Annotated in this window: 20 protein-coding genes and 1 tRNA gene; 1 reads left to right on the top strand and 20 read right to left on the bottom strand. The window is 70.5% G+C overall.

Features of this window, described 5'->3' with window-relative positions; genetic code table 11:
• Nucleotides 1-38 precede the first annotated feature (38 nt).
• Complete coding sequence (locus tag ASE56_RS15625) at nt 39-470, top strand: hotdog fold thioesterase (protein WP_056232412.1); 432 nt, start codon at nt 39-41, stop codon at nt 468-470.
• Between the two features lie 73 nt (nt 471-543).
• On the opposite strand, the gene ASE56_RS15620 is transcribed toward ASE56_RS15625, so the two are convergent.
• The 20 genes from ASE56_RS15620 to metK all read right to left on the bottom strand — a co-directional run bounded on the left by ASE56_RS15620 (nt 544) and on the right by metK (nt 22,483).
• Nucleotides 544-1,164 (bottom strand): ANTAR domain-containing response regulator, encoded by a 621-nt coding sequence (locus ASE56_RS15620; protein WP_056231849.1) that lies wholly within the window; start codon nt 1,162-1,164, stop codon nt 544-546.
• A 71-nt stretch (nt 1,165-1,235) separates the two neighbouring features.
• Nucleotides 1,236-1,316 (bottom strand) — tRNA-Leu (locus ASE56_RS15615).
• A gap of 89 nt (nt 1,317-1,405) precedes the next feature.
• Nucleotides 1,406-2,851 (bottom strand): pyruvate kinase, encoded by a 1,446-nt coding sequence (gene pyk, locus ASE56_RS15610; protein WP_056231846.1) that lies wholly within the window; start codon nt 2,849-2,851, stop codon nt 1,406-1,408.
• 54 nt (nt 2,852-2,905) lie between these two features.
• A complete protein-coding gene (locus ASE56_RS15605) occupies nt 2,906-4,372 on the bottom strand; it encodes a glutamate synthase subunit beta (protein ID WP_056231843.1) in 1,467 nt (488 codons plus the stop codon).
• Nucleotides 4,365-8,942, bottom strand: coding sequence for a glutamate synthase large subunit (gene gltB, locus ASE56_RS15600; protein WP_056231840.1), 4,578 nt, complete (start codon nt 8,940-8,942; stop codon nt 4,365-4,367). The genes ASE56_RS15605 and gltB overlap by 8 nt, the downstream gene beginning before the upstream one ends.
• Nucleotides 8,943-8,994: 52 nt before the next feature.
• Nucleotides 8,995-9,999 carry a prolipoprotein diacylglyceryl transferase gene (gene lgt, locus ASE56_RS15595; protein WP_056231837.1) on the bottom strand — a complete coding sequence of 335 codons (1,005 nt, stop codon included), beginning with the start codon at nt 9,997-9,999 and terminating at the stop codon, nt 8,995-8,997.
• Between the two features lie 10 nt (nt 10,000-10,009).
• Nucleotides 10,010-10,801 carry a tryptophan synthase subunit alpha gene (gene trpA / locus ASE56_RS15590; protein WP_056231833.1) on the bottom strand — a complete coding sequence of 264 codons (792 nt, stop codon included), beginning with the start codon at nt 10,799-10,801 and terminating at the stop codon, nt 10,010-10,012.
• Nucleotides 10,798-12,141, bottom strand: coding sequence for a tryptophan synthase subunit beta (trpB, locus tag ASE56_RS15585; RefSeq protein WP_056231830.1), 1,344 nt, complete (start codon nt 12,139-12,141; stop codon nt 10,798-10,800). The genes trpA and trpB overlap by 4 nt, the downstream gene beginning before the upstream one ends.
• Complete coding sequence (gene trpC / locus ASE56_RS15580; RefSeq protein WP_056231827.1) at nt 12,138-12,917, bottom strand: indole-3-glycerol phosphate synthase TrpC; 780 nt, start codon at nt 12,915-12,917, stop codon at nt 12,138-12,140. The genes trpB and trpC overlap by 4 nt, the downstream gene beginning before the upstream one ends.
• Nucleotides 12,917-13,147: a DUF6704 family protein gene (locus ASE56_RS15575; RefSeq protein WP_056231824.1), complete on the bottom strand. Its 231-nt coding sequence runs from the start codon at nt 13,145-13,147 to the stop codon at nt 12,917-12,919. The genes trpC and ASE56_RS15575 overlap by 1 nt, the downstream gene beginning before the upstream one ends.
• Nucleotides 13,148-13,251: 104 nt before the next feature.
• Nucleotides 13,252-13,839 (bottom strand): Trp biosynthesis-associated membrane protein, encoded by a 588-nt coding sequence (locus tag ASE56_RS15570; protein WP_056231821.1) that lies wholly within the window; start codon nt 13,837-13,839, stop codon nt 13,252-13,254.
• Nucleotides 13,839-14,177, bottom strand: a complete 339-nt coding sequence (gene hisI, locus ASE56_RS15565) for a phosphoribosyl-AMP cyclohydrolase (protein ID WP_056231816.1) — start codon at nt 14,175-14,177, stop codon at nt 13,839-13,841. The genes ASE56_RS15570 and hisI overlap by 1 nt, the downstream gene beginning before the upstream one ends.
• Complete coding sequence (gene hisF, locus ASE56_RS15560; RefSeq protein ID WP_056231813.1) at nt 14,174-14,938, bottom strand: imidazole glycerol phosphate synthase subunit HisF; 765 nt, start codon at nt 14,936-14,938, stop codon at nt 14,174-14,176. Before hisF ends, hisI begins: the two co-directional genes overlap by 4 nt.
• Entirely contained in the window at nt 14,938-15,780 is an 843-nt protein-coding gene (gene hisG / locus ASE56_RS15555) for an ATP phosphoribosyltransferase (RefSeq protein WP_056231810.1), read from the bottom strand. The genes hisF and hisG overlap by 1 nt, the downstream gene beginning before the upstream one ends.
• A 46-nt stretch (nt 15,781-15,826) precedes the next feature.
• A complete protein-coding gene (locus ASE56_RS15550; RefSeq protein ID WP_056231808.1) occupies nt 15,827-16,090 on the bottom strand; it encodes a phosphoribosyl-ATP diphosphatase in 264 nt (87 codons plus the stop codon).
• Between the two features lie 44 nt (nt 16,091-16,134).
• Nucleotides 16,135-16,806, bottom strand: a complete 672-nt coding sequence (gene rpe / locus ASE56_RS15545) for a ribulose-phosphate 3-epimerase (RefSeq protein ID WP_056231804.1) — start codon at nt 16,804-16,806, stop codon at nt 16,135-16,137.
• 111 nt (nt 16,807-16,917) lie between these two features.
• Nucleotides 16,918-18,288, bottom strand: coding sequence for an RsmB/NOP family class I SAM-dependent RNA methyltransferase (locus ASE56_RS15540; RefSeq protein ID WP_056231799.1), 1,371 nt, complete (start codon nt 18,286-18,288; stop codon nt 16,918-16,920).
• The gene (gene fmt, locus ASE56_RS15535; protein WP_056231794.1) at nt 18,285-19,202 is read right to left on the bottom strand and encodes a methionyl-tRNA formyltransferase; all 918 of its coding nucleotides are present in this window, start codon (nt 19,200-19,202) and stop codon (nt 18,285-18,287) included. The genes ASE56_RS15540 and fmt overlap by 4 nt, the downstream gene beginning before the upstream one ends.
• Nucleotides 19,203-19,245: 43 nt before the next feature.
• Complete coding sequence (locus ASE56_RS15530; protein WP_056231791.1) at nt 19,246-21,228, bottom strand: hypothetical protein; 1,983 nt, start codon at nt 21,226-21,228, stop codon at nt 19,246-19,248.
• 61 nt (nt 21,229-21,289) lie between these two features.
• Nucleotides 21,290-22,483, bottom strand: a complete 1,194-nt coding sequence (gene metK / locus ASE56_RS15525; RefSeq protein ID WP_056231786.1) for a methionine adenosyltransferase — start codon at nt 22,481-22,483, stop codon at nt 21,290-21,292.
• Between the last annotated feature and the right edge of the window lies 1 nt (nt 22,484).

Below are 22,484 nucleotides of genomic sequence, written 5' to 3'. Positions count from 1 at the left end.
ACACTCCCCCGGCCCCGGCCCGATCGACGAAGGCGATGATGACCTCCACGACTCCCGACACGTCCCCCGGCCTCGACTGGGCGAAGGAGCGCGGCATGGGCGCCCTCGCCGAGAAGATGGGCATCGAGTGGGTCGAGTTCTCGGTGGAGCGCAGCGTCGCGACCATGCCGGTCGAGGGCAACACGCAGCCGGTCGGCCTGCTTCACGGCGGTGCGTACGTCGTCCTCGGCGAGTCGCTGGGCTCGATGGCGGCGAACCTCTACGCGGGGTCGGGCAAGCTCGCGGTCGGCATCGACATCAACGCCACGCACACCCGCTCGGCCACGTCGGGCATCGTCACGGGTGTGTGCACCCCGATCCACCTGGGCCGTTCGCTCACGGTGCACGAGATCGCGGTGTCCGACGAACAAGGTCGTCGGTGCTCGACGATCCGGATCACGAACATGATCAAGGACGCCCCCGCGCGCTGACCGCCCCGACTCTCACGGCGGAAACGAGAAATGGATGCCACCTCAGTGGCATCCATTCTCGAAGAGGTCTCGCTCAGCCCTTCTTGGGGGCGAGCTGCTCGATGATCGCCTTGGCGACGTCCTGCATGGTGAGGCGGCGGTCCATCGACGCCTTCTGGATCCAGCGGAAGGCCTCGGGTTCGCTCAGACCCATCTTCTCGTTGAGAAGGCCCTTAGCCCGGTCGACGAGCTTGCGGGTCTCGAAGCGCTCGACCATGTCGGCGACCTCGGCCTCGAGCGTGATGATCTGCTCGTAGCGGGCGAGGGCGATCTCGATCGCGGGGAGCAGGTCGTTCGGGGTGAAGGGCTTGACCACGTACGCCAGAGCGCCGGCCTCGCTGGCCCGCTCGACGAGCTCCTTCTGGCTGAAGGCGGTGAGCAGCACGACCGGGGCGATGTGGTTCTTGCTGAGCTTCTCGGCTGCGCTGATGCCGTCGAGCTGCGGCATCTTGACGTCCATGATCACCAGATCGGGGCGCAGCTCGGTCGCGAGCTGGACGGCGGTCTCTCCGTCGCCGGCCTCGCCGACGACGTCGAAGCCGTTGTCGCGGAGGATCTCGACGATGTCGAGGCGGATGAGCGACTCGTCTTCCGCGACGACGACGCGTCGGGGAGCGGCCGGAGCGCTGGCCGGAACGGCTTCTTGATCAGTCACGGAACCATCCTAAGTCTGCGGGGGCCAGAAGCCCCGGATCGCAGCCCCCATCACTCGGGTGCTGTCACGGGTACCGGTGGTGGGACTCGAACCCACACGTCTTTCGACAGAGCATTTTGAGTGCCCCGCGTCTGCCATTCCGCCACACCGGCAGGTGTTGCCCTCCCAACTTACCGGCGGCGAGACCGGGGTGGGAACGCGAAGACGCGCGCCGGGCGGACCCGGCGCGCGTCATCGAGGCTCAGACCTCTTTGTAGACGGGCGCTGCGCCGTGCACGGCGTCGCCCACGCGGTGGACGCGCAGGTCGTTCGTCGAGCCCGCGATTCCGGGAGGGGAACCGGAGATCACGACGACCTTGTCCCCCACCTCGGCCAGCTTGTGCGAGAGCAGGTAGTCGTCGACCTGCAGGAACATCTTGTCGGTGTGCGACACGTGCTCCACCAGCGTGGAGCGCACGCCCCACGTCAGCGCGAGGCGACGGCGGATGCCGGGCTCGGGCGTGAAGGCGATCATCGGGATGGTCGAACGCAGACGCGACATGCGGCGCGCCGAGTCACCCGACTCGGTGAACACGCAGAGGAACTTCGCCTCGACGAAGTCGGCCACCTCGACGGCGGCGAGCGTGATGGCACCACCCTGCGTGCGGGGCTTGTTGGTCAGCGGCGCGATGCGCTCGAGGCCGTGCTCCTCGGTGGACGCGACGATGCGCGCCATGGTCTCGACGACCACGACCGGGTAGTCGCCGACGCTGGTCTCGCCCGAGAGCATGACCGCGTCCGCACCGTCGAGGACGGCGTTGGCGACGTCGCTGGTCTCGGCGCGCGTGGGGACCGGGCTGTTGATCATCGACTCGAGCATCTGCGTCGCGACGATGACGGGCTTGGCCATGCGGCGGGCGAGCTCGACCGCGCGCTTCTGCACGATCGGGACGGCCTCGAGGGGCAGCTCGACACCGAGGTCACCGCGGGCGACCATGATGCCGTCGAAGGCGTCGATGATCTCCTCGAGGTTGTCGACCGCCTGCGGCTTCTCGATCTTCGCGATGACGGGCACGTAGCGCCCCTCTTCGGCCATGATCTCGTGGACGCGCTCGATGTCCTTGGCGTCGCGGACGAACGACAGGGCGATGAGGTCGGCGCCGGCGTTCAGGCCCCAGCGGAGGTCCGCCTCGTCCTTCTCGCTCAGTGCGGGGACGTTCACGGCCACGCCGGGCAGGTTGATGCCCTTGTTGTTCGAGACCGGGCCGCCGACGATGACCTTGGTGGTCACGACGGTGCCGTCGGTCTCGACGACCTCGACACGGACCTTGCCGTCGTCGATGAGCAGGAAGTCGCCGGGGCGCACGTCCTGGGGCAGGCCCTTGAAGGTCGTGCCGACGATCTCTTTGGTGCCGAGGATGTCCTCGATGGTGATCTTGAAGATGTCACCGGGCAGCAGGTCGTGGGGACCGTTCTCGAACTTGCCGAGGCGGATCTTCGGGCCCTGCAGGTCGACGAGGGCCGCGACCGGGCGTCCGGCGTCTTCTGCCGCCTTGCGCACGTTGGCGAAGTTGGCGTCGTGCACGGAGTAATCTCCGTGGCTCAGGTTGAGGCGGGCGACATCCACACCGGCGTCGATGATGGCGCGAACCATCTCATACGACGACGTGGCGGGCCCGAGTGTTGCGACGATCTTGGCGCGTCTCATCCGGTTTCAAGCTCCGTGAAATTTTCGGGAAGTGGCCGATCGGCCCTTGCCAGCTTAGGCGGGCAGGAGGCCGATGGCGACATCGGTCGGGCGCACCGGCGCGGGCAGCACCGTCTCGCCCATGAGGAACGTGTCGACCTCGGCGGCGGCCGCACGGCCTTCGGCGATGGCCCACACGATGAGGGACTGTCCGCGACCGGCATCTCCGGCGACGAACACCCCCGGGGTGGTGGTGGCGTAGGTCGCGTCGCGCTCCACGTTTCCGCGGTTCGTGAACTGCGTGCCGAGCTGGCTCTCGAGGTGCTCGCGCTCAGGGCCGGTGAAGCCCATCGCGATGAGGACCAGGTCGGCCGGGATCTCGCGCTCGGTGCCGCTCTTGGGGACGCGGCGGCCGTCGACGTACTCGGTCTCGGCGACGCGCAGCGCTCGCACCTCTCCCGCGGCGTTGCCGAGGAACTCCACGGTCGAGGCGAGGAACGTGCGCTCCCCGCCCTCCTCGTGAGCGGATGCCATCTCGAACAGGTTCGGCATCATCGGCCACGGCTGCTCGGCCGGACGCTCCGACGGGGGCTGCTTGCCGATCGCGAGGTTGGTGACGCTCAGCGCACCCTGGCGGTGGGCGGTGCCGATGCAGTCGGCTCCGGTGTCGCCACCACCGATGACGACGACGTGCTTGCCCTCGGCGGTGATCTGGTGCGGCACCTGGTCGCCGGCGACGGCCTTGTTGCCCTCGATGAGGTACTCCATGGCGTAGTGCACGCCGTCGAGGTCGCGGCCGGGGATGGCGAGGTCGCGCGGCACCGTCGAACCGGTGGCCACCACGACGGCGTCGTAGCGCGCCCGCAGGTCGCTCCACGAGACGTCCTTGCCGATCTCGACGCCGGCGCGGAAGCGCGTGCCCTCGGCCTGCATCTGCCGCAGGCGCAGCTCGAGGTGGCGCTTCTCCATCTTGAAGTCGGGGATGCCGTAGCGCAGCAGCCCGCCGATGCGGTCGTCGCGCTCGAAGACCGCGACCGTGTGGCCGGCGCGCGTGAGCTGCTGGGCGGCGGCGAGGCCGGCGGGGCCGGAGCCCACGACGGCGACGGTCTTGCCGGTCAGGCGCTCGGGCGGCTCGGGCTCGACCCAACCGTTGCCGAACGCCTCGTCGATGATCGAGACCTCGACCTGCTTGATCGTGACGGCCGGCTGGTTGATGCCGAGCACGCACGAGCTCTCGCAGGGCGCGGGGCACAGACGACCGGTGAACTCCGGGAAGTTGTTCGTCGCGTGCAGGCGCTCGATGGCCGCGCGGCCCTCGCCGCGCCACGTGAGGTCGTTCCACTCGGGGATCAGGTTCCCGAGCGGGCAGCCCTTGTGGCAGAACGGGATGCCGCAGTCCATGCAGCGACCGGCCTGGCGCTTGATGACGGCCGAATCACCCGGCTCGTACACCTCTTTCCAGTCCATGATGCGCACCGGCACCGGCCGGCGCTTGGGGAGCTCGCGCTCCGTGACCTTGAGAAAGCCCTTCGGGTCAGCCACCCGTCACCTCCAGAATGCGCTTCCAGACGACGTCGCCGTCGGGGTCGAGCCCCTCGGTGACCGCCTCCTGGCGGGTCTGCAGCACGGCGGCGTAGTCGCGCGGCAGCACCCGGACGAAGTTGTCCACCTCGGTCTCGAAGTCGTCTAGCAGACGACGGGCGAGGGTGGAATCGGTCTCTGCGACGTGCTTTTCGAGCAGGTCGCGGAGGATCTCGGCATCCCCCGATCCGAGGGCGCCGAGTTCGAGCTCACCGGATGCCATGGCCTCGCGGTTCACGAGATCGCGGTCGAGCTTGTAGACGTAGGCCTGGCCGCCCGACATGCCGGCGCCGAGGTTGCGGCCCGTGGCGCCGAGGATCACGGCGAGACCACCGGTCATGTACTCGAGCGCGTGGTCTCCCACGCCCTCGACGACCGCCGTCGCTCCGGAGTTGCGCACCAGGAAGCGCTCGCCCACGACGCCGTTGAGGAACATCTGCCCCTGCGTGGCGCCGTAGCCGATGACGTTTCCGGCGATGACGTTCTCGGACGCCGCGAAGCTCGAGCCGCGCGGCGGACGCACGATGATCGTGCCGCCCGATAGGCCCTTGCCGACGTAGTCGTTGGAGTCGCCCTCGAGGCGCAGCGTGATGCCGGCCGGCATGAACGCGCCGAACGACTGCCCGGCCGAGCCGGTCAGACGCACGTCGATCGAGTTCTCGGGCAGACCGTGCTCGCCCCGCGCCTTGGTGACGTGGTGGCCGAGCATGGTCCCCACGGCGCGCGCGGTGTTGCGGATCGGGAGCTCGATCGTGAGCTGACCCCCGTGCGCGATGACGTCCTGCGCGCGCTCGATGAGCTGCACGTCGAAGTGGTCCTCGAGCTCGTGATCCTGGTTGCGCCCGTGGCGGCGCGGCTCGTCCTCGGCGAAGCGGGGTCCTTCGAGGATGGGCGCGAGGTTGAGGCCCCGGGCCTTCCAGTGCTGGATCGCCTCGTTGGCATCGAGCAGCTCCGCGCGTCCGACGATCTCGTCGATCGAGCGGTAGCCGAGGGCGGCGAGGTACTCGCGCACCTCTTGCGCGATGAACTCCATGAAGTTGATGACGTACTCGGCCTTGCCGGTGAAGCGCTCACGCAGCACGGGGTTCTGCGTCGCGACGCCCACGGGGCAGGTGTCGAGGTGGCACACGCGCATCATGATGCAGCCCGAGACCACGAGCGGAGCGGTGGCGAAGCCGAACTCCTCGGCACCCAGGAGTGCGCCGATGATGACGTCGCGACCGGTCTTCATCTGACCGTCGACCTGCACGACCACGCGGTCGCGCATGCCGTTGAGCATGAGCGTCTGCTGCGTCTCGGCCAGGCCCAGCTCCCACGGGGTGCCGGCGTGCTTGAGCGAGTTCATCGGGCTCGCACCCGTGCCGCCGTCCTGGCCCGAGACCAGGATGACGTCGCTGAGCGCCTTGGCGACACCCGCGGCGACCGCACCGATACCCGACTGGCTGACCAGCTTGGTGTGGATGCGGGCCGAGGGGTTGGCGCGCTTGAGGTCGAAGATGAGCTGCTTGAGGTCTTCGATCGAGTAGATGTCGTGGTGCGGCGGCGGCGAGATGAGCCCGACACCCGCGGTCGCGTGCCGCGTGCGCGCCACCCACGGGTACACCTTGGTCGGCGGCAGCTGACCGCCTTCGCCGGGCTTGGCGCCCTGCGCGAGCTTGATCTGGATGTCGTCGGCCTTGGTCAGGTACAGGCTCGTCACCCCGAAGCGACCGGATGCCACCTGCTTGATGGCACTGCGACGCTCGGGGTCGAGCAGACGGTCGACGTCTTCTCCGCCCTCACCGGTGTTGGACTTGCCGCCGATGCGGTTCATCGCGACGGCGAGCACCTCGTGCGCCTCTTTCGAGATCGAGCCGTAGCTCATCGCACCGGTGGAGAAGCGCTTGACGATCGCCGAGACGGGCTCGACCTCATCGATCGGGACGGCGGGTCGCGTTCCCGTGCGCAGGCCGAAGAGACCGCGGAGGGTCTTCAGCTCATGCGCCTGGTCGTCGATCAGCTGCGTGTACTCGCGGAAGATGTCGTACCGACGCTCGCGCGTGGCGTGCTGGAGGCGGAACACCGTGTCGGGGTTGAACAGGTGCGGGGCACCGTCGCGGCGCCACTGGTACTCGCCGCCGGTCCACAGGCGCTCGTGCGCACGGGCCGCTGCATCTTGCGGGTAGGCGTACTCGTGGCGCGCGGCGTTCTCGGCCGCGATGACGTCGAGGCCCACACCGCCGAGCTTGGTCTCGGTGCCGGTGAAGTACGCGTCGATGAAGTCGCGCGACAGGCCCACGGCCTCGAACACCTGGGCGCCGGCGTACGACGACACGGTCGAGATGCCCATCTTCGACATGATCTTCAGCACGCCCTTACCGAGCGCGTAGATCAGGTTCTTGACGGCCTTCTCGGGCGTGATGTTGGTGATGAAGCCGGCGCGCACGAGGTACTCGACGGTCTCCATCGCCAGGTACGGGTTGACCGCCGAGGCGCCGTAACCGATGAGGGTCGCCACGTGGTGCACCTCGCGCACATCGCCGGCCTCGACCACGAGACCGACCTTCATGCGGGTCTCTTTGCGGATGAGGTGGTGGTGCACGGCCGCGAGCATGAGCAGCGACGGGATGGGAGCCAGGTCCTTGTTCGAGTCGCGGTCGCTGAGCACGATGAACTCGGCGCCGTCCTCGATGGCCTGGTCGACCTCGGTGCACATCTGCGTGAGGCGCTTCTGCAGGCCCTTGTGCCCGGCCTCGACGCGGTACAGGCCGCGGATCGTCACCGACGAGCGCCCGGGCAGGGCGGTGTCGATGTGCTGGATCTTCGCGAGCTCGTCGTTGTCGATGACGGGGAAGTCGAGCGTCACCGTGCGGGTGTGCTCGGGGCCCCAATCGAGGAGGTTGCGCTCGGGGCCGAGGCCCAGCGAGAGCGAGGTGACGACCTCTTCGCGGATCGAGTCGAGCGGCGGGTTGGTGACCTGCGCGAACTGCTGCGAGAAGTAGTCGAAGAGCAGGCGCGGACGGTCGCTGAGCACGGCGACGGGTGCGTCGCTGCCCATGGCGCCGAGCGGTTCGGTGCCGCCCTGGCCCATGGGCGTGAGCAGCATGCGCACCTCTTCTTCGGTGTAGCCGAAGGTGCGCTGGCGCCGGGTGATCGAGGCGATCGGGTGCACGATGTGCTCGCGCTCGGGGAGCTCGCTGAGCTTGACGCGGCCCTTGTCGACCCACTCGCCCCAGGGGTGGAGCGCGGCGAGGTCGGACTTGATCTCCTCGTCCTCGACGATGCGGCGCTGGGCCGTGTCGACGAGGAACATGCGACCGGGCTGCAGGCGGCCGCGGCGCTTGATGCGCTCGGGCGCGAAGTCGAGGACGCCCGTCTCGGAGCCGATGACGACGAGGCCGTCGGTGGTTTCGGTCCAGCGGCCCGGGCGGAGCCCGTTGCGGTCGAGGGTCGCGCCGACCAGCGTGCCGTCAGTGAAGATCAGGGCGGCGGGGCCGTCCCACGGCTCCATCTGCATGGAGTGGAAGTCGTAGAAGGCGCGCAGGGCGGGGTCGATCGTCGCCTGCTTCTCGTACGCCTCGGGGACCATCATCATGATCGCGTGAGGCAGGCTGCGGCCCGTGAGGGTCAGCAGTTCGAGGACCTCGTCGAAGGATGCCGAGTCGCTGGCGCCCTCGGTGCAGATCGGAAGCAGCGGGCGGACGTCGCCGATCAGCTCGGATTCGAGCTGCGACTGTCGCGCGCGCATCCAGTTGCGGTTGCCCTTGACCGTGTTGATCTCGCCGTTGTGCGCCAGCATGCGCAGCGGCTGCGCGAGCGGCCACGACGGGAAGGTGTTGGTCGAGTAGCGCGAGTGCACGACCGCGAGCTCCGAGGCGAAGCGCTCGTCCTGCAGGTCGGGGTAGAACGGCTCGAGCTGCAGCGTCGTGACCATGCCCTTGTAGCCGAGCGTCCGGCTCGACAGCGACACGAAGTACGCCTCGAGTTCGTGACGGGCACGCTTGCGCAGGCGGTACACGCGGCGGTCGAGAGCGATGCCGGACAGCGCCGGCTCGTCGCCGGTGGCCGGGCGCGACACGAAGAGCTGCTCGAAGGCGGGACGCGCCTCGAAGGCCAGCTTGCCCAGGTTCGCGGGCTCGACCGGCACCTCGCGCCAGCCGAGGACCTCGAGGTTCTCGTGACGCGCGATCTCTTCGATCCCCGCCTTCATCGCGGCACGCTCGTCGTGACCGAGCGGCAGGAAGATCATTCCCGCGGCGTACTCCCCGACCGGCGGCAGGTCGAAGTCGACGACGGCACGCAGGAAGGCGTCGGGCATCTGGGTCAGGATGCCGGCGCCGTCACCGGTGCCCGCGTCGGACCCGATGGCACCGCGGTGCTCGAGGTTGCGCAGCGCTGTCAGCGCCAGATCGATGATGTCGTGTCCGGCTTCGCCGCGGAGAGTGGCGACCATGGCGAGGCCACAGGCGTCTTTCTCGAACGACGGGTCGTACATTCCCTGGCGGGCGGGGAATGCGCCTCCGACGGTGTCGGAACGCAGGCTGGAAGCCATATCAACCGTCCTCACGTTGATGCTTCGAATGGGACGACGTCGGCCCAGAGTGTTAGTTCGTGGCGGGGCTGCTTGTGGCGCTGGTGCCGACGGTGTCGCTCGTCGCGGGCGGCTCGCTCACGTCGACGAAGTCAGAGGGGTCGCCTGAGTCTACAGCCCCCGAAGCCTTCGACTCGCGCCCCGGCACGTACGGCGAGGGCTCGTAGCCGTGGTGACGGCGCGACTGCACGATGAAGATCACGATGCCGAGGATCACGCCGAAGATGGCGGCCCACACGTTCGTGCGCAGCCCCAGGATGATGTCGCTCGGGTCGACGCGGATCGACTCCCACACGATGCGACCGGCGGAGTACCAGACGAGGTAGATCGCGAACTGCTTGCCCCACTGCAGGGTGAAGCGCGTGCCGACGTACAGGATGACAGCGGCACCCAGGAGGTTCCAGATGACCTCGTACGCGAAGGTGGGGTGGAAGAGCGTGCCGGCGGGCAGGCCGACCGGAATGGCGGGGTTTCCCGCAGCGATCTCGAGGCCCCACGGCAGGTCGGTGGGCTGACCGAAGAGCTCCTGGTTGAACCAGTTGCCGAAGCGCCCCATGGCCTGGGCGATGATGAGGCCGGGCGCCAGCGCGTCGGCGAAGGTCCAGAAGCGGATGCCGGTCCACTTGCACCCGAGGACGGCGCCGATCGCGCCGCCGATGAGGGCACCGTAGATGGCGATGCCGCCCTCCCAGATCGCCCAGACCGAGCCGGGCTGGGTGATGTTCCAGGGGTTCGAGCCGGGGCCGAAATAGAAGCCCGCGTGCGTGGCGACGTGGTAGATGCGCGCCACGATGATCGCGAGCGGCACGGCCAGCAGGCAGATGTCGATGACGACCCACTTCTCGGCGCCGCGACGTGTCAGGCGGGCGTTCGTCAGGAAGATCGCGACGATGATGCCCGCGACGATGCACAGGGCATAGAAGTGGATGCGGAGCGGACCGAGGTCGACGTACGAGATGGTCGGGCTCGGGATGCTGGCGAGCACGCCGGAGGCGGCGCTCGAGAGGGCGAACGTCATGGGTTCGAGTCTAGGCGCGCTGCGCGGTGCCCGCAGACAGCTCCCGCGCGAGGGTCGACAGGCCGTCGACGCCACCGTCGCGGAGCGCCTTGACCAGTGCCGTCCCCACGATCGCTCCGTCGGCGTACTCCGCGACTCCGGCCACCTGCTCGGCGTTCGAGATGCCGATGCCCACGCACGCGTGCTCGGCGCCGAACGAGCGCAGGCGCTCGACCAGGCTTCGCGCGGCGGCGTCGAGAGAGGCGCGCTCCCCCGTGATGCCCATGGTCGAGACGGTGTACACGAAGCCTGTGGAGGCCTCGACGATCATCTTCAACCGCTCGTCCGACGAGGTGGGGGCGGCGAGGAACACCCGGTCGAGGCCGGTGCGCGTGCTCGTCTCGATCCACTGGGCCGCGGCATCCGGGGTCACATCGGGCGTGATGAGGCCCGCACCGCCCGCGGCGACGAGCTCGTCGGCGTATCGGTCGACGCCGTACTGCTCGACGAGGTTCCAGTACGTCATGACGAGGATCGGCACGTCGGTGCGCGCGGTGACCTCGCGGATGATCGTGAACAGGTCGCGCATGCGGAACCCGTTCGCGAGCGCCGTCTGCGTCGCCTCTTGGATGACCAGGCCGTCCATCACCGGGTCGCTGTAGGGCGGGCCGAGCTCGATGACGTCGGCTCCGGCCTCGGCCAGCGCGACGGCCGCCTCGATGCTCGTGGCGACGTCGGGGAAACCGGCGGGGAGGTAGCCGACGAAGGCGCCGCGGCCCTCGGCGTGGGCGGCCTCGATGGCCGCCGAGACGCGAGAGGTCACAGCTCGACTCCCGCGCCGCTGGCCGCGTCCGGAGCCGGGGTCACGTCGACGGGCGAGCCGGGGGCGGATGCCACGGTCTCGGCCGCTCGCGTCTGCGGGGCGCCCTCGGGGCCCTCCGGCGCGTGTTCGGCGTCGTAGAGGTCGAAGTAGCGCGCTGCGGTGTCCATGTCCTTGTCGCCGCGACCGGAGAGGTTGATGGCGATCACGGCATCCGGACCCAACTCGCGACCGATGCGCAGGGCTCCGGCGAGGGCGTGGGCCGACTCGATCGCCGGGATGATGCCCTCGGTGCGCGAGAGCAGACGCAGGGCCTGCATCGCCTCGTCGTCGGTGGCCGGGATGTACTGCGCGCGGCCGATGTCGGCGAGCCACGCGTGCTCGGGACCGACGCCGGGGTAATCGAGGCCGGCCGAGATCGAGTGCGACTCGGTGGTCTGGCCGTCTTCGTCCTGCAGCACGTAGGTGCGCGCGCCGTGCAGGACGCCGGGGCGACCCCGCTCGATCGAGGCCGCGTGCTTGGGGGTGTCGACGCCGTCGCCGGCCGCCTCGACGCCGTAGAGGGCCACGCCCTCGTCGTCGAGGAACGCGTCGAACATGCCGATCGCGTTGGAGCCGCCGCCGACGCACGCGAACACGGCGTCGGGGAGGCGGCCGAGGCGCTCGAGGAACTCGGCGCGCGTCTCTTCGCCGATGATCTTCTGGAAGTCGCGCACCATCGCCGGGAACGGGTGCGGGCCCGCGGCGGTGCCGAAGATGTAGTTGGTCGTCTCAACCGAGGCGACCCAGTCGCGGTAGGCCTCGTTGATCGCGTCCTTCAGAGTGCGCGAGCCGGTCGTGACGGGGATCACCTCGGCGCCGAGGAGGCGCATGCGGGCCACGTTGAGGGCCTGACGCTCGGTGTCGACCTCGCCCATGTAGACGACGCACTCGAGGCCGAACAGGGCCGCGGCGGTCGCGGTGGCGACGCCGTGCTGACCGGCACCGGTCTCGGCGATCACGCGCGTCTTGCCGAGGCGCTTGGTCAGCAGCGCCTGGCCCAGCACGTTGTTGATCTTGTGCGAGCCGGTGTGGTTGAGGTCTTCGCGCTTGAGGAAGACGCGCGCGCCTCCGGCGTGCTCGGCGAAGCGCGGCACCTCGGTGAGCACCGAGGGGCGACCCGCGTAGTCGTGCAGCAGCGCGCGCAGCTCGGTGTGGAACGCGGGGTCGGCCATTGCCGACTCGTAGACCGCGGTGAGCTCGTCGATCGCGGCGATGAGCGATTCGGGCATGAAACGCCCGCCGAAGTCGCCGAAGAACGGCCCCTTCTGATCGCGCAGGTTCTGGGTGGGAGCGGTGGTCATGACGTCTCCTGGAGGAACGCGCGGAGCGTGGCGACGGGGTCGCCGGTGACGAGGGCCTCGCCCACGAGCACGACGTCGGCACCCGCCGCGCGGTAGTGCGCCACATCGGCGGGGGCGAGGACGGCCGATTCGGCGATCTTCACGGCATCCGCGGGGAAACGCTCGACCAGCGAACCGAACAGGTCGCGGTCGAGCTCGAAGGTCGAGAGGTTGCGGGCGTTCACGCCGATGAGCTTCGCGCCCAGCTGCGACGCACGCTCGAGCTCGTCGGCCGAGTGCGTCTCGACGAGGGCGGTCATGCCCAGGTCGGTGACGAGACCGTAGAGCTCGGTGAGCGTCTTCTGGTCGAGGGCCGCGACGATCAGCAGCACGAGGTCTGCCCCCGAGGCGCGGGCCTCGAGCACCTGGTAGGGCGTCGCGATGAAGTCCTTGCGCAGCACCGGGACGCTCACGGCCGAACGAACGGCTTCGAGGTCGGCGAGGCTGCCCTTGAACTTGCGGCGCTCGGTGAGCACGGAGATCGCGGACGCACCGCCCTCTTCGTACAGGCGCGCCTGACGGGCGGGGTCGGGGATCGCCGCGAGGTCTCCGCGAGACGGGCTCGCGCGCTTCACCTCGGCGATGATCTTCACGCGGTCGCCGGGGGCGAGCATCGCCAGCGCGTCGCGCGCCGGCGTCTGCGCGAGAGCATCGCGTTCGACCTCGGCGAGGGGTCGCGACTGCGCGCGCTCCTCGGCGTCCTCAACCGCTCCGGCCGTGAGATCGGCCAGCGCCATCAGTGGGCCTTCGGGTTGGACTTCGCGCCGTTCGCGCCGTAGCCGGCCTTGGTCATGGCCCAGCCGACGATGGCGCCGACGACGAGCAGACCCACCGAGGCCCACACCATGACGGGCATGTCGAGCCAGAAGAACAGCGTGCCGAGCGTGAACGCGACGAGCATGATGATCACGGCCGTCCAGGCGGCGGGCGAGTGTCCGTGGCCGGGGTCGCCGATGGGGTTGCTCATGGGGCTCCTTACAGTCGCGCGCGAGCGCGGGGGAAAGCGTCCGTTCAGTCTACCGAAGCGGGGGTGCGCTCCCGGCGCCGACGTCTCGATGTCGCGAGGTTCGCTCAGGCGGTGGGGTCGTCGCCGCGCGAGAGGTCGTCCCACGAGTCGATCGCGTCGTGCGGGCGCCCCGTGGCGGTGCGCGCCTCTTCGGCCGTGCGGTACTTGCGGCTCGCCCCGGAGGCCCAACGGCGAGCGGTGACGAGAGTGAAGAGGGATGCCGCGAACAGCACGACCTGAGCGATGAGCGTCACCGTCGGCCACGGGGTCAGGGACAGGCCCGAGACGAGCGAGGCCACGGCATCCGTTCCCGAGATGCCCGTCGCGTCGGTGACGGTCGCCGCCGTCGCCGAGACGGGAGTCGAGAACAGGATCTGAACGGTCCCGAAGCCCACGAACGCCGCGATGAGCACCCCCAGCGCGCCGAAGACGTAGCGCAGCACCGGACCGACGATCGAGAGGGCGGCGCCCAGGGCCAGGGCCGCAAGGCTCAGCGGAGTGAGCACCGGAAGCGCCTCGGCGCCCGGGACGGCCAGCGTCTGCTGCGCGCCGTCGTCGAGGGTGACGTCGATCCACGTCTGCGTCGAGGCGATGACCCCGATCGCTCCGGCGAGGAGCATTGCGAGGACCGCCGAGGAACGCGCGCGACGCATCAGCGCTCCCCCACGACCGGGTGCAGGTCGTCGGCGTCGAAGCAGGTGTGATCGCCCGTGTGGCACGCGGCGCCGATCTGGTCGACCTCGATCAACAGGGTGTCGCCGTCGCAGTCCAGGCGCGCGCCCTTGACCAGCTGGATGTGGCCCGAGGTGTCGCCCTTGCGCCAGTACTCCTGACGCGAACGTGACCAGAACGTCACGCGGCCCGTGGTGAGCGTGCGGTTGAGGGCCTCGGCATCCATCCACCCGACCATCAGCACCTCGCGCGAGTCGAACTGCTGGATGACCGCGGCCACGAGACCGTCGGCGTCGTACTTCACACGGTCGACGCTCATCGGCGCACCTCGATCCCTTCGGCGGCCATGGCGTCTTTGACCTGTCCCACGGTGAGCTGGCCGGAGTGGAACACCGATGCCGCGAGCACGGCGTCGGCGCCGGCCTGCACGGCCGGGGCGAAGTGTTCGAGAGCGCCCGCCCCGCCCGAGGCGATCACGGGGACCGCGGCGACCTGGCGCATGAGGCGCACGAGCTCGAGGTCGAAGCCCTGCTTCGTGCCGTCGGCGTCGATCGAGTTGACCAGCAGTTCGCCGGCTCCGCGCTCGACCGCCTCGCGCGCCCATTCGAGGGCGTCCAGGGTCGTCTCGGTGCGGCCGCCGTGAGTGGTCACGACGAAGCCCGAGGGGGTGGATGCCGCCCGCTTGACGTCGAGCGAGAGCACGATCACCTGCGCGCCGAAGCGGTCGGCGATCTCGTCGATCAGGGCAGGCCGTGCGATCGCGGCCGAGTTGACGCCGATCTTGTCGGCACCGACCGCGAGCAGGCGCGCGACGTCGTCGCTCGAGCGCACTCCCCCGCCGACGGTGAGCGGGATGAAGACCTGCTCGGCCGTGCGGCGCACGACGTCGTAGGTCGTGGAGCGCTCGTCGACCGTCGCCGTCACGTCGAGGAAGGTGACCTCGTCGGCCCCCTGCTCGAAGTAGAGCTTCGCGAGCTCGACCGGATCGCCCATGTCGCGCAGGTCGAGGAAGTTGACGCCCTTGACGACGCGGCCCGCGGCGACGTCGAGGCAGGGGATGACGCGACGCGCGAGGGTCATCAGAGCCTCGCGGCGAGGATCTCGGTGACGAGGATCGCGCGCGCGCCGATCGCGTAGAGGGCGTCCATGACCTGGTTGACGTCGCGGCGCGGGCTCATGACCCGCACGGCCACCCATTCGGGATCGCGGAGTGGCGAGATCGTCGGCGACTCCAGGCCCGGGGCCACGGCGACGGCCTGCTCGATCAGGTGAGCGGGCAGGTCGTAATCGATCAGCACGTAGGTGCGGGCGGCGAGCACGCCGCGCAGGCGGCGCAGCAGCGTCTCGGTGCCCTCGGCCTCCTGGGGACCGGCGATCAGCACGGCGTCGGACTCGAGCAGCACCGGCCCGAAGATCTCGAGACCGGCCTGGCGCAGCGTGGTTCCGGTCGAGACGACGTCGGCCACGGCATCCGCCACTCCGAGCTGCACGGCCGATTCGACCGCCCCGTCGAGGGGAACGATGTCGACGGCGATGCCGCGCTCGTCGAGGAAGGCGTCGACCAGGCCCGGGTAGGCCGTCGCGACGCGCAGACCCTCGAGGTCGGCGATGTCGGTGAAGCGACCGGGTCGACCGGCGAAGCGGAACGTCGAACCGGCGAAGCCGAGTGACTCGACCTCGCGGGCGCCGGGCATGCGGGCGTCGAGCAGCAGGTCGCGGCCGGTGATGCCGACGTCGAGCGCGCCCGAGCCGACGTAGGTCGCGATGTCACGCGGACGGAGGTAGAAGAACTCGACCTCGTTCACGGGGTCGACGGTGTACAGGTCTTTCGAGTCGCGACGTCCGGTATACCCGGCCTCCGAGAGCATCTCGGCGGCGGTCTCGGCGAGCGACCCCTTGTTCGGCACGGCGATTCGCAGCATGACGGGGGCTTTCGTGTTGTGTGAGCGTGGGGAGGGCGAGCGCGACTCAGAGATGTCGGTAGACGTCCTGGAGCGACAGGCCCTTCGCGAGCATGAGCGTCTGCAGGTGGTAGAGCAGCTGCGAGATCTCTTCGGCCGCGGCCTCGTCGGACTCGTACTCGGCGGCCATCCACACCTCGGCGGCCTCTTCGACGATCTTCTTGCCGATGGCGTGCACGCCGGCATCCAGCTGAGCGACGGTGCCGGAGCCGGCCGGTCGCTCGACGGCCTTGGCGCTGAGTTCCGCGAACAGGTCGTCGAAAGTTTTCACGGTTCCAGGGTATCGGGTCGGCGGGGGTGGGGCTGTCCGCGGGCTCAGTGGCGGTGGCGGGCGGCCGAGGCGCGCAGCGACTGGATCGCGCGATCGGGGTCGTCGGCGCCGAACACCGCGGACCCCGCGACGAACGTGTCGGCCCCGGCCTCGGCGGCCTGGGCGATCGTCGATTCGCCGATGCCGCCGTCGACCTGCAACCAGACGCTCGATCCCCGGCGCTTCGCCTCGTCGGCGAGCGAGCGGAGCTTCGGCATGGTCTCGGGCATGAACGACTGCCCCCCGAAGCCCGGCTCGACGGTCATGACGAGGATCTGGTCGAACTCGTTCAGCGAATCGAAGAGGTTCTCGACCGGCGTCCCAGGCTTGACGGCCACCCCGGCGCGGGCGCCGATCGAACGCAGCTGCCGGGCGAGCGCCACGGGTGAGGCCGCGGCCTCGAGGTGGAAGGTGACCGATGCCGCACCCAGCTCGGCGTACGCCGGAGCCCACCGGTCGGGGTCGTCGATCATGAGGTGCACGTCGAGCGGCACGGGGCTGGTCTCTTGGATGCGGCCCACCATCTGCGGTCCGAACGTGAGGTTCGGCACGAAGTGGTTGTCCATCACGTCGACGTGCACGAAGTCGGCGCCGGCGATGCGCGCGAGCTCGGCCTCCATGTTCACGAAGTCGGCGGCGAGGATGCTCGGGTTGATGCGCGGGGCGTCGGTAGGCACCCGACCATTATGGGCGCCGGGTCGCCTGCGCCGATCGCGTGAGGGGTCAGAAAGTGTCGCCGAGAGCTGGTCCAGGCGACAAGAACTGACCCCTCACGCGCGAGTGCGGTCTCAGCGCTTGCGCAGCAGGGCGATCGACATCGCGTCGGTACCGTGGCGGTGCGGCCACAGCTGGGCGCGGAGCGACCCGTCCGCCTGATCGGGTAGGTCGATCTCGTCGTTCGCGATCGCTCGGACCACCGCGCGGGCGTCGAGTTCTTCGGCCGCGTCGCCGAGTGCGCGCTTGACCTCGGCCAGCACGCCCGAGGTTTCGGCCAGGTGCGGCGAGCACGTGACATAGGCCACGACTCCCCCGGGCTTCAGCGCCTCGAAGGCCGCGAGCACGAGCTCCTGCTGCAGGGCGGTCAGGTCGGGCACGTCGGCCGGCGTCTTGCGCCAACGCGCTTCGGGACGGCGTCGCAGGGCGCCGATGCCGGTGCACGGCGCGTCGACGAGGATGCGGTCGTACTCCCCCGGCATCCGGGCTGCGCGCTCGCGCCCGTCCTCTTCGCTCACCTCGACCTCGAGGGGCACGGATGCCACGGCCTGGCGAACCAGCCCCGCTCGTGCCGGGGCGATCTCGTTGGCGTCGAGCGTCGCCCCGTGGGCGAGGGCTTCGGCGGCGAGCAGCGCGGTCTTGCCGCCGGGGCCCGCGCACAGGTCGAGCCAGCGCTCGCCCTCGCGCACGGGGAGGGCGCGGCTGAGGGCGAGGGCGGCGAGCTGCGACCCCTCGTCCTGAACGCGGATCGTGCCGCCGGACGAACGGATGAGCCCCTCGGGGTCTCCCCCGCGGGTGGTGAACGCCGTCGGGGCGTAACGCGTGGGCGTCGCGTCGTCGGGCACCTCGGCGAGGCCCGGCAGGGCGATCATCGCGACGCGCGGAGCGACGTTGTCGGCCTCGAGCAGCCCCTCGAGTTCGTCGGCGCGCCCCTCGGCGGTGAGGGCGCGGCGCAGCGCCCGCACGATCCACACCGGGTGCGAGGTCGTCAGGCCGATGCGCTCGTCGTCGCTGCGCGCCGCGGCCGAGATGGTCTGCATCCACCGCCCCGGATTGTCGCGCGAGACGCGGCGGAGCACCGCGTTGGCGAAGCCGGCGGCCCCTCGTCCCCCACCGTGCCGCCGCGCGAGCTCGACGGACTCGTTCACCGCGGCGTGCGAGGCGACGCGGGTCGACAGCAACTGGTGCACGCCCAGGCGGAGGGCGTCGAGGACGGCCGGGTCGATGCGGTCGACCGTGCGGTCGGCGGCCGCGGCGATGATGGCGTCGTAGGTGCCCCGGCGGCGAAGGGTGCCATAGGTCAGCTCGGTCGCGAGCCCGGCGTCCTTGGCATCCAGCTTCTGTCGGCCGATCGCGTGCGGCAGCAGCAGGTTGGCATAGGCCTCGTCTCCCGAGACGGCGCGCAGCACCTCGTAGGCCACGGCACGGGCTCCCTGCACGGTCATGATCCGAGCTCCGGCTCGTCGGTGCGCAGGCCTCGGAACCAGTCGCTCGCGTTCATCGCTCCCTTTCCGGCGGGTTGCACGGTGTCGAGGCGCAGCGGCGTGGTGCCCGTGCCCACGACGACGTCTTTTCCGGATGCCGCGACCCGGCCCGGCGGTAACGGCGGCGCATCGGAGGGGGCGGCGCGCAGCACCTTGAAGCGCGCGCCGTCGAAGGTGGTGTGCGCGCCGGGTTCGGGCGTGACCCCGGCGATCTGGTGCAGGAGGGTGTCGGCATCCCGGGTCAGGTCGAGGGCACCGTCGTCGAGGGTCAGCTTGGGGGCGAGGGTCGGTTCGCCCTGCTGCGGAGTCGCGACCGCCGAGCCGTCGGCGATGCCGTCGACCACGCCCGCCAGCAGCGGAGCGCCGATCTCGGCGAGGTCGTCGAGCACCGTGGCCGAGGTCGCCCCGGCGGGCACCTCGTAGCGCTCCTCGGCGAAGACGTCTCCGGCGTCGAGCGCGGCGACGAGCTGGAACACGCTCGCGCCCGTGACCGCATCGCCCGCCATGAGCGCGCGCTGCACGGGAGCCGCACCGCGCCAGCGTGGGAGCAACGAGAAGTGCAGGTTGATCCAGCCGTGCGCGGGCGTCGACAGCAGCGGCTCGCGCACGAGCCCGCCGTACGCGACGATCACCCCGAGATCGGGCTCGAGTTCCGCGATGCGGGCGGTCACCTCGGCGTCGAGACGGTCGGCCTTGATGACCGGGATGCCGAGCTCATCAGCGACCTGTGCAACCGGCGAGGGGGTCAGTACGCGCTTGCGCCCCAGGGGCGCGTCGCTTCGGGTGATGACGGCGGCGATTTCGTGCGGACCGGCCGCCAGAGCGCGGAGCGACGGGACGGCGACAGCGGGTGTGCCGGCGAAGACGAGGCGCATGGGTCTCCTCAGACTCGGGGAAGCGGACGGGTGCGTGACCCGGTCACAGGTCGGGCTCGGGGATGTCGAGGCGGACTCTGAGCGTACTGCGCGGCCTGGGGCCGCGATCCTTGCGCGATTTGCGCGCGCGCAGGGCGTCGGCGATGACCCCGGCGCGCAGGGCCTCGGCCACGGCGCGACCGTGCGCGTAGTCGAAGCGCACGAGGGCGCGCGAGGTGGACGTGTCGGGGTCCGTCGACGTGTCGACGGGGCCGAGGATCGCCATCGGGTCGAGATCCGGGACGCCGTCCCGCAACGACTCCAGCAGGACATCGACGCTCCGGGCGTGTCCGTCGACGCTGGCGACGCGCACCGCCGGGGGCATTCGGAGGGGCGCGCGATCGACGAGTTCGGCACGGGCGTAGGCCGGCTGGGTCCAGGTCGCCAGAGCACGCGCGACGGGACCGGCGACGCCCACGAGGTGAACCGGGGCGCCCGGGGCCGCCAGGGCGGCGGCATTCGACCACCAGCGCAAGCAGTGCTCGCCGATGCGGAGGGCCTCGTTCTGCAGCATCCGGTCGCCGTCGAGCAGGATCACGGCGCGGTATCCGCCCCGGGCGAGGGGTTCGGCGCCCCGGGTGGCGATCACGAGCGCGGGGACGCCGTCGACCTCGGCGACGGGATGGGCGCCGTCGGCGACGATCACGCGCGTGTTCGGGAAGGCGCGACCGAGCTCGTCGGCCGTGCGCTCGCTTCCCGACGACGCCATGCGCAGTTTGGTCGACGAGCAGTGACCGCAGGCCCAGGCGTGGGCGCTGCGACCGCACCAGGCGCAGACGGGCGTCGCGCCGGGCCGGGCCGCCCGAAGGGGACCGGCGCAGTGCGGGCAGCGCGCGGGTCGACGGCAGTCGGCGCACACGAGCGAGGGGGCGTATCCCGGGCGGGCGACCTGCACCAGGACGGGACCGCTCTGCAACGCCTCGCGCGCGGCGGCGAACGCCGACGAGGGCACGCGCGACTGCCGCTGCTCGCCCTCGCGTGTGGCGCTCAGGACCACACGGGGGCTCGGCCGCCGCGTCTGCGGAATGTCGCGGACGTACCCGACGTCGACCAGGCGCTGCACGTCGGTCGTTCGCGTGTGTCCCGCGAAGAGCAGGGCGGAGCCCTCGATCTCTTGGCGCACGAGCGCGGCGTCGCGCGCGTGCACGCCCGGCGCGAGGGGCTCGGCGAGCAGGGTGTCGCCGTCGTCCCAGATCGCGACGAGACCGGTGTCGTGTGCGGGAGCGTAGACACCCGATCGGCGTCCGACGACGATGCAGGGCACCGGCGCGAGGGTGCGCAGGTACTGGGCGTAGCGCGCGGGACCGGACTGGTCGGAGTCGTCGCGCACGATGGCATCCGGGCTCACGAGCTCGCCGAGTGCGGCGAGGAGCTGTGCCTGGTCGCGGTAGTCGGGAACCACGAGGACGGCGCTGCGCCCACGGGCGAGGGTGTGCACTGCGGCGGCGGCGAGGAGATCGGCCCATGCCCCGCGCGGGAGTTCGGGATGCGGGTGGGGAGGGGCGTCGAGGGCGATCCGCTCCCCCGCGTCAAGGGCGGCCGCGAGACCCGCGTAGGGGGCGAGCAGCGCGGCGGCCCGTTCGGACGCCGCCGGGACGACCTCGTGCGCCACGGGCGCGGGGGCTGCGGCCCACGCCTTCTCGGCGCGCACCATGCGTTTGGGGACCGCCAGGCGCAGCACGTCGCTCACCGACCCCGCGGCCCGATCGGCGACGCGGCGCGCGAGGGTGTAGAGGCGTTCGGGCAGCACGGGCATGGGAGAGACGACCGCTTCGACCGCCGACAGCGGGCGTTCGGTGCCGTCATCGGGCACGACCTCGATGACGAAGGCGTCCATCATGCGACCGGCCGAACGCAACGGCACCTTCACCCGCACGCCGGGTGCGATGTCGGCGACGAGCGGATGCGGAACGGCGTAGTCGAACAGTCGATCAAGCTGCGGGACGGGCGACTCGAGTTGCACGCGCGCCACACGACGCTCGCTCACGTGATCCTCCCCCGGGTGCGGTGGCCATCAGTGGTGCCGGGGCGCACTCCCCCACGCACTCTCAGAGCCCGGCAGCGGTACGCAGATCGTCGACGCGGTCGGTGCGCTCCCAGGTGAAGTCGGGCAGCTCTCGGCCGAAGTGGCCGTAGGTCGCCGTCTGCGCGTAGATCGGGCGCAGCAGGTCGAGCTGGTCGACGATCGCTGCCGGGCGCAGGTCGAACACGTCGCGGATCGCCTTGACGATCACGTCGTCGGCCACGTGCGCGGTGCCGAACGACTCGACGTACAGGCCGACCGGATTGGCCTTGCCGATCGCGTACGCGATCTGCACCTCGAGGCGGTCGGCGAGACCCGCGGCGACGGCGTTCTTCGCGACCCAGCGCATGGCGTACGCGGCCGAGCGGTCGACCTTGGACGGGTCCTTGCCGCTGAACGCGCCGCCGCCGTGCCGCGAGGCGCCGCCGTAGGTGTCGATGATGATCTTGCGACCGGTGAGGCCGGCGTCGCCCTTGGGGCCGCCGATGACGAAGGGACCGGCCGGGTTGATGTAGTACTTCACGTCGGGCAGTTCGAGCCCCGTCTCGGCGAGCACCGGGTCGATGACCGCGGCCTGCACCTCGGCGCGCAGGTCTTCCTGCGAGATGTCGGGGTGGTGCTGCGTCGACAGCACGACGGAGTCGACCGTGCGGGGGACGTGCCCCTCGTAGCCGAGCGTGACCTGGGTCTTGCCGTCGGGACGCAGGAACGGCAGCGAGCCGTCTTTGCGCACGGATGCCAGGCGCTCGGCGATACGGTGAGCGGTCCAGGCGGCCATGGGCATGAGCTGCGGGGTCTCGTTGGTCGCGAAACCGAACATGATGCCCTGGTCGCCCGCACCCTGCAGGTCGCGCGGGTCGACGGAGCCGCGCTCGCGCTGCTCGAACGCCTTGTTGACGCCGGCGGCGATGTCGGACGACTGCGCGCCGATCGACACGCTCACCCCGCACGACTCGCCGTCGAACCCGGTGTCGCTCGAGGTGTAGCCGATGCGGTTGACCACGTCGCGCACGATCGCGGGGATCTCGACGTAGGCGCGGGTGGAGACCTCGCCGGCGACGTGCACGAGACCGGTGGTGACCAGCGTCTCGACGGCCACGCGACCGGTGGGGTCGTCGGTGAGGATCGCGTCGAGGATGCTGTCGGAGATCTGGTCGCAGATCTTGTCGGGGTGTCCTTCGGTCACGGACTCGGACGTGAACAGGCGCAGGTCGGTCAAG

Origin of the sequence: Microbacterium sp. Leaf203 (assembly GCF_001421275.1) — a bacterium.
GTDB classification, from domain to species: domain Bacteria; phylum Actinomycetota; class Actinomycetes; order Actinomycetales; family Microbacteriaceae; genus Microbacterium; species Microbacterium testaceum_A.
The sequence above is the reverse complement of the archived record's forward strand: the minus strand, read 5'-3'. Positions and strand labels throughout refer to the sequence as shown.

What these genes read in the sequence shown, in the direction of transcription:
- ASE56_RS15625 (WP_056232412.1), top strand. Translation starts at nt 39, where the DNA reads ATGACCTCCACGACTCCCGACACGTCCCCCGGCCTCGACTGGGCGAAG.
- pyk (WP_056231846.1), bottom strand. Translation starts at nt 2,851, where the DNA reads ATGAGACGCGCCAAGATCGTCGCAACACTCGGGCCCGCCACGTCGTCG.
- gltB (WP_056231840.1), bottom strand. Translation starts at nt 8,942, where the DNA reads ATGGCTTCCAGCCTGCGTTCCGACACCGTCGGAGGCGCATTCCCCGCC.
- lgt (WP_056231837.1), bottom strand. Translation starts at nt 9,999, where the DNA reads ATGACGTTCGCCCTCTCGAGCGCCGCCTCCGGCGTGCTCGCCAGCATC.
- trpB (WP_056231830.1), bottom strand. Translation starts at nt 12,141, where the DNA reads ATGACCACCGCTCCCACCCAGAACCTGCGCGATCAGAAGGGGCCGTTC.
- trpC (WP_056231827.1), bottom strand. Translation starts at nt 12,917, where the DNA reads ATGGCGCTGGCCGATCTCACGGCCGGAGCGGTTGAGGACGCCGAGGAG.
- ASE56_RS15575 (WP_056231824.1), bottom strand. Translation starts at nt 13,147, where the DNA reads ATGAGCAACCCCATCGGCGACCCCGGCCACGGACACTCGCCCGCCGCC.
- ASE56_RS15570 (WP_056231821.1), bottom strand. Translation starts at nt 13,839, where the DNA reads ATGCGTCGCGCGCGTTCCTCGGCGGTCCTCGCAATGCTCCTCGCCGGA.
- hisI (WP_056231816.1), bottom strand. Translation starts at nt 14,177, where the DNA reads ATGAGCGTCGACCGTGTGAAGTACGACGCCGACGGTCTCGTGGCCGCG.
- hisF (WP_056231813.1), bottom strand. Translation starts at nt 14,938, where the DNA reads ATGACCCTCGCGCGTCGCGTCATCCCCTGCCTCGACGTCGCCGCGGGC.
- hisG (WP_056231810.1), bottom strand. Translation starts at nt 15,780, where the DNA reads ATGCTGCGAATCGCCGTGCCGAACAAGGGGTCGCTCGCCGAGACCGCC.
- ASE56_RS15540 (WP_056231799.1), bottom strand. Translation starts at nt 18,288, where the DNA reads ATGACCGTGCAGGGAGCCCGTGCCGTGGCCTACGAGGTGCTGCGCGCC.
- fmt (WP_056231794.1), bottom strand. Translation starts at nt 19,202, where the DNA reads ATGCGCCTCGTCTTCGCCGGCACACCCGCTGTCGCCGTCCCGTCGCTC.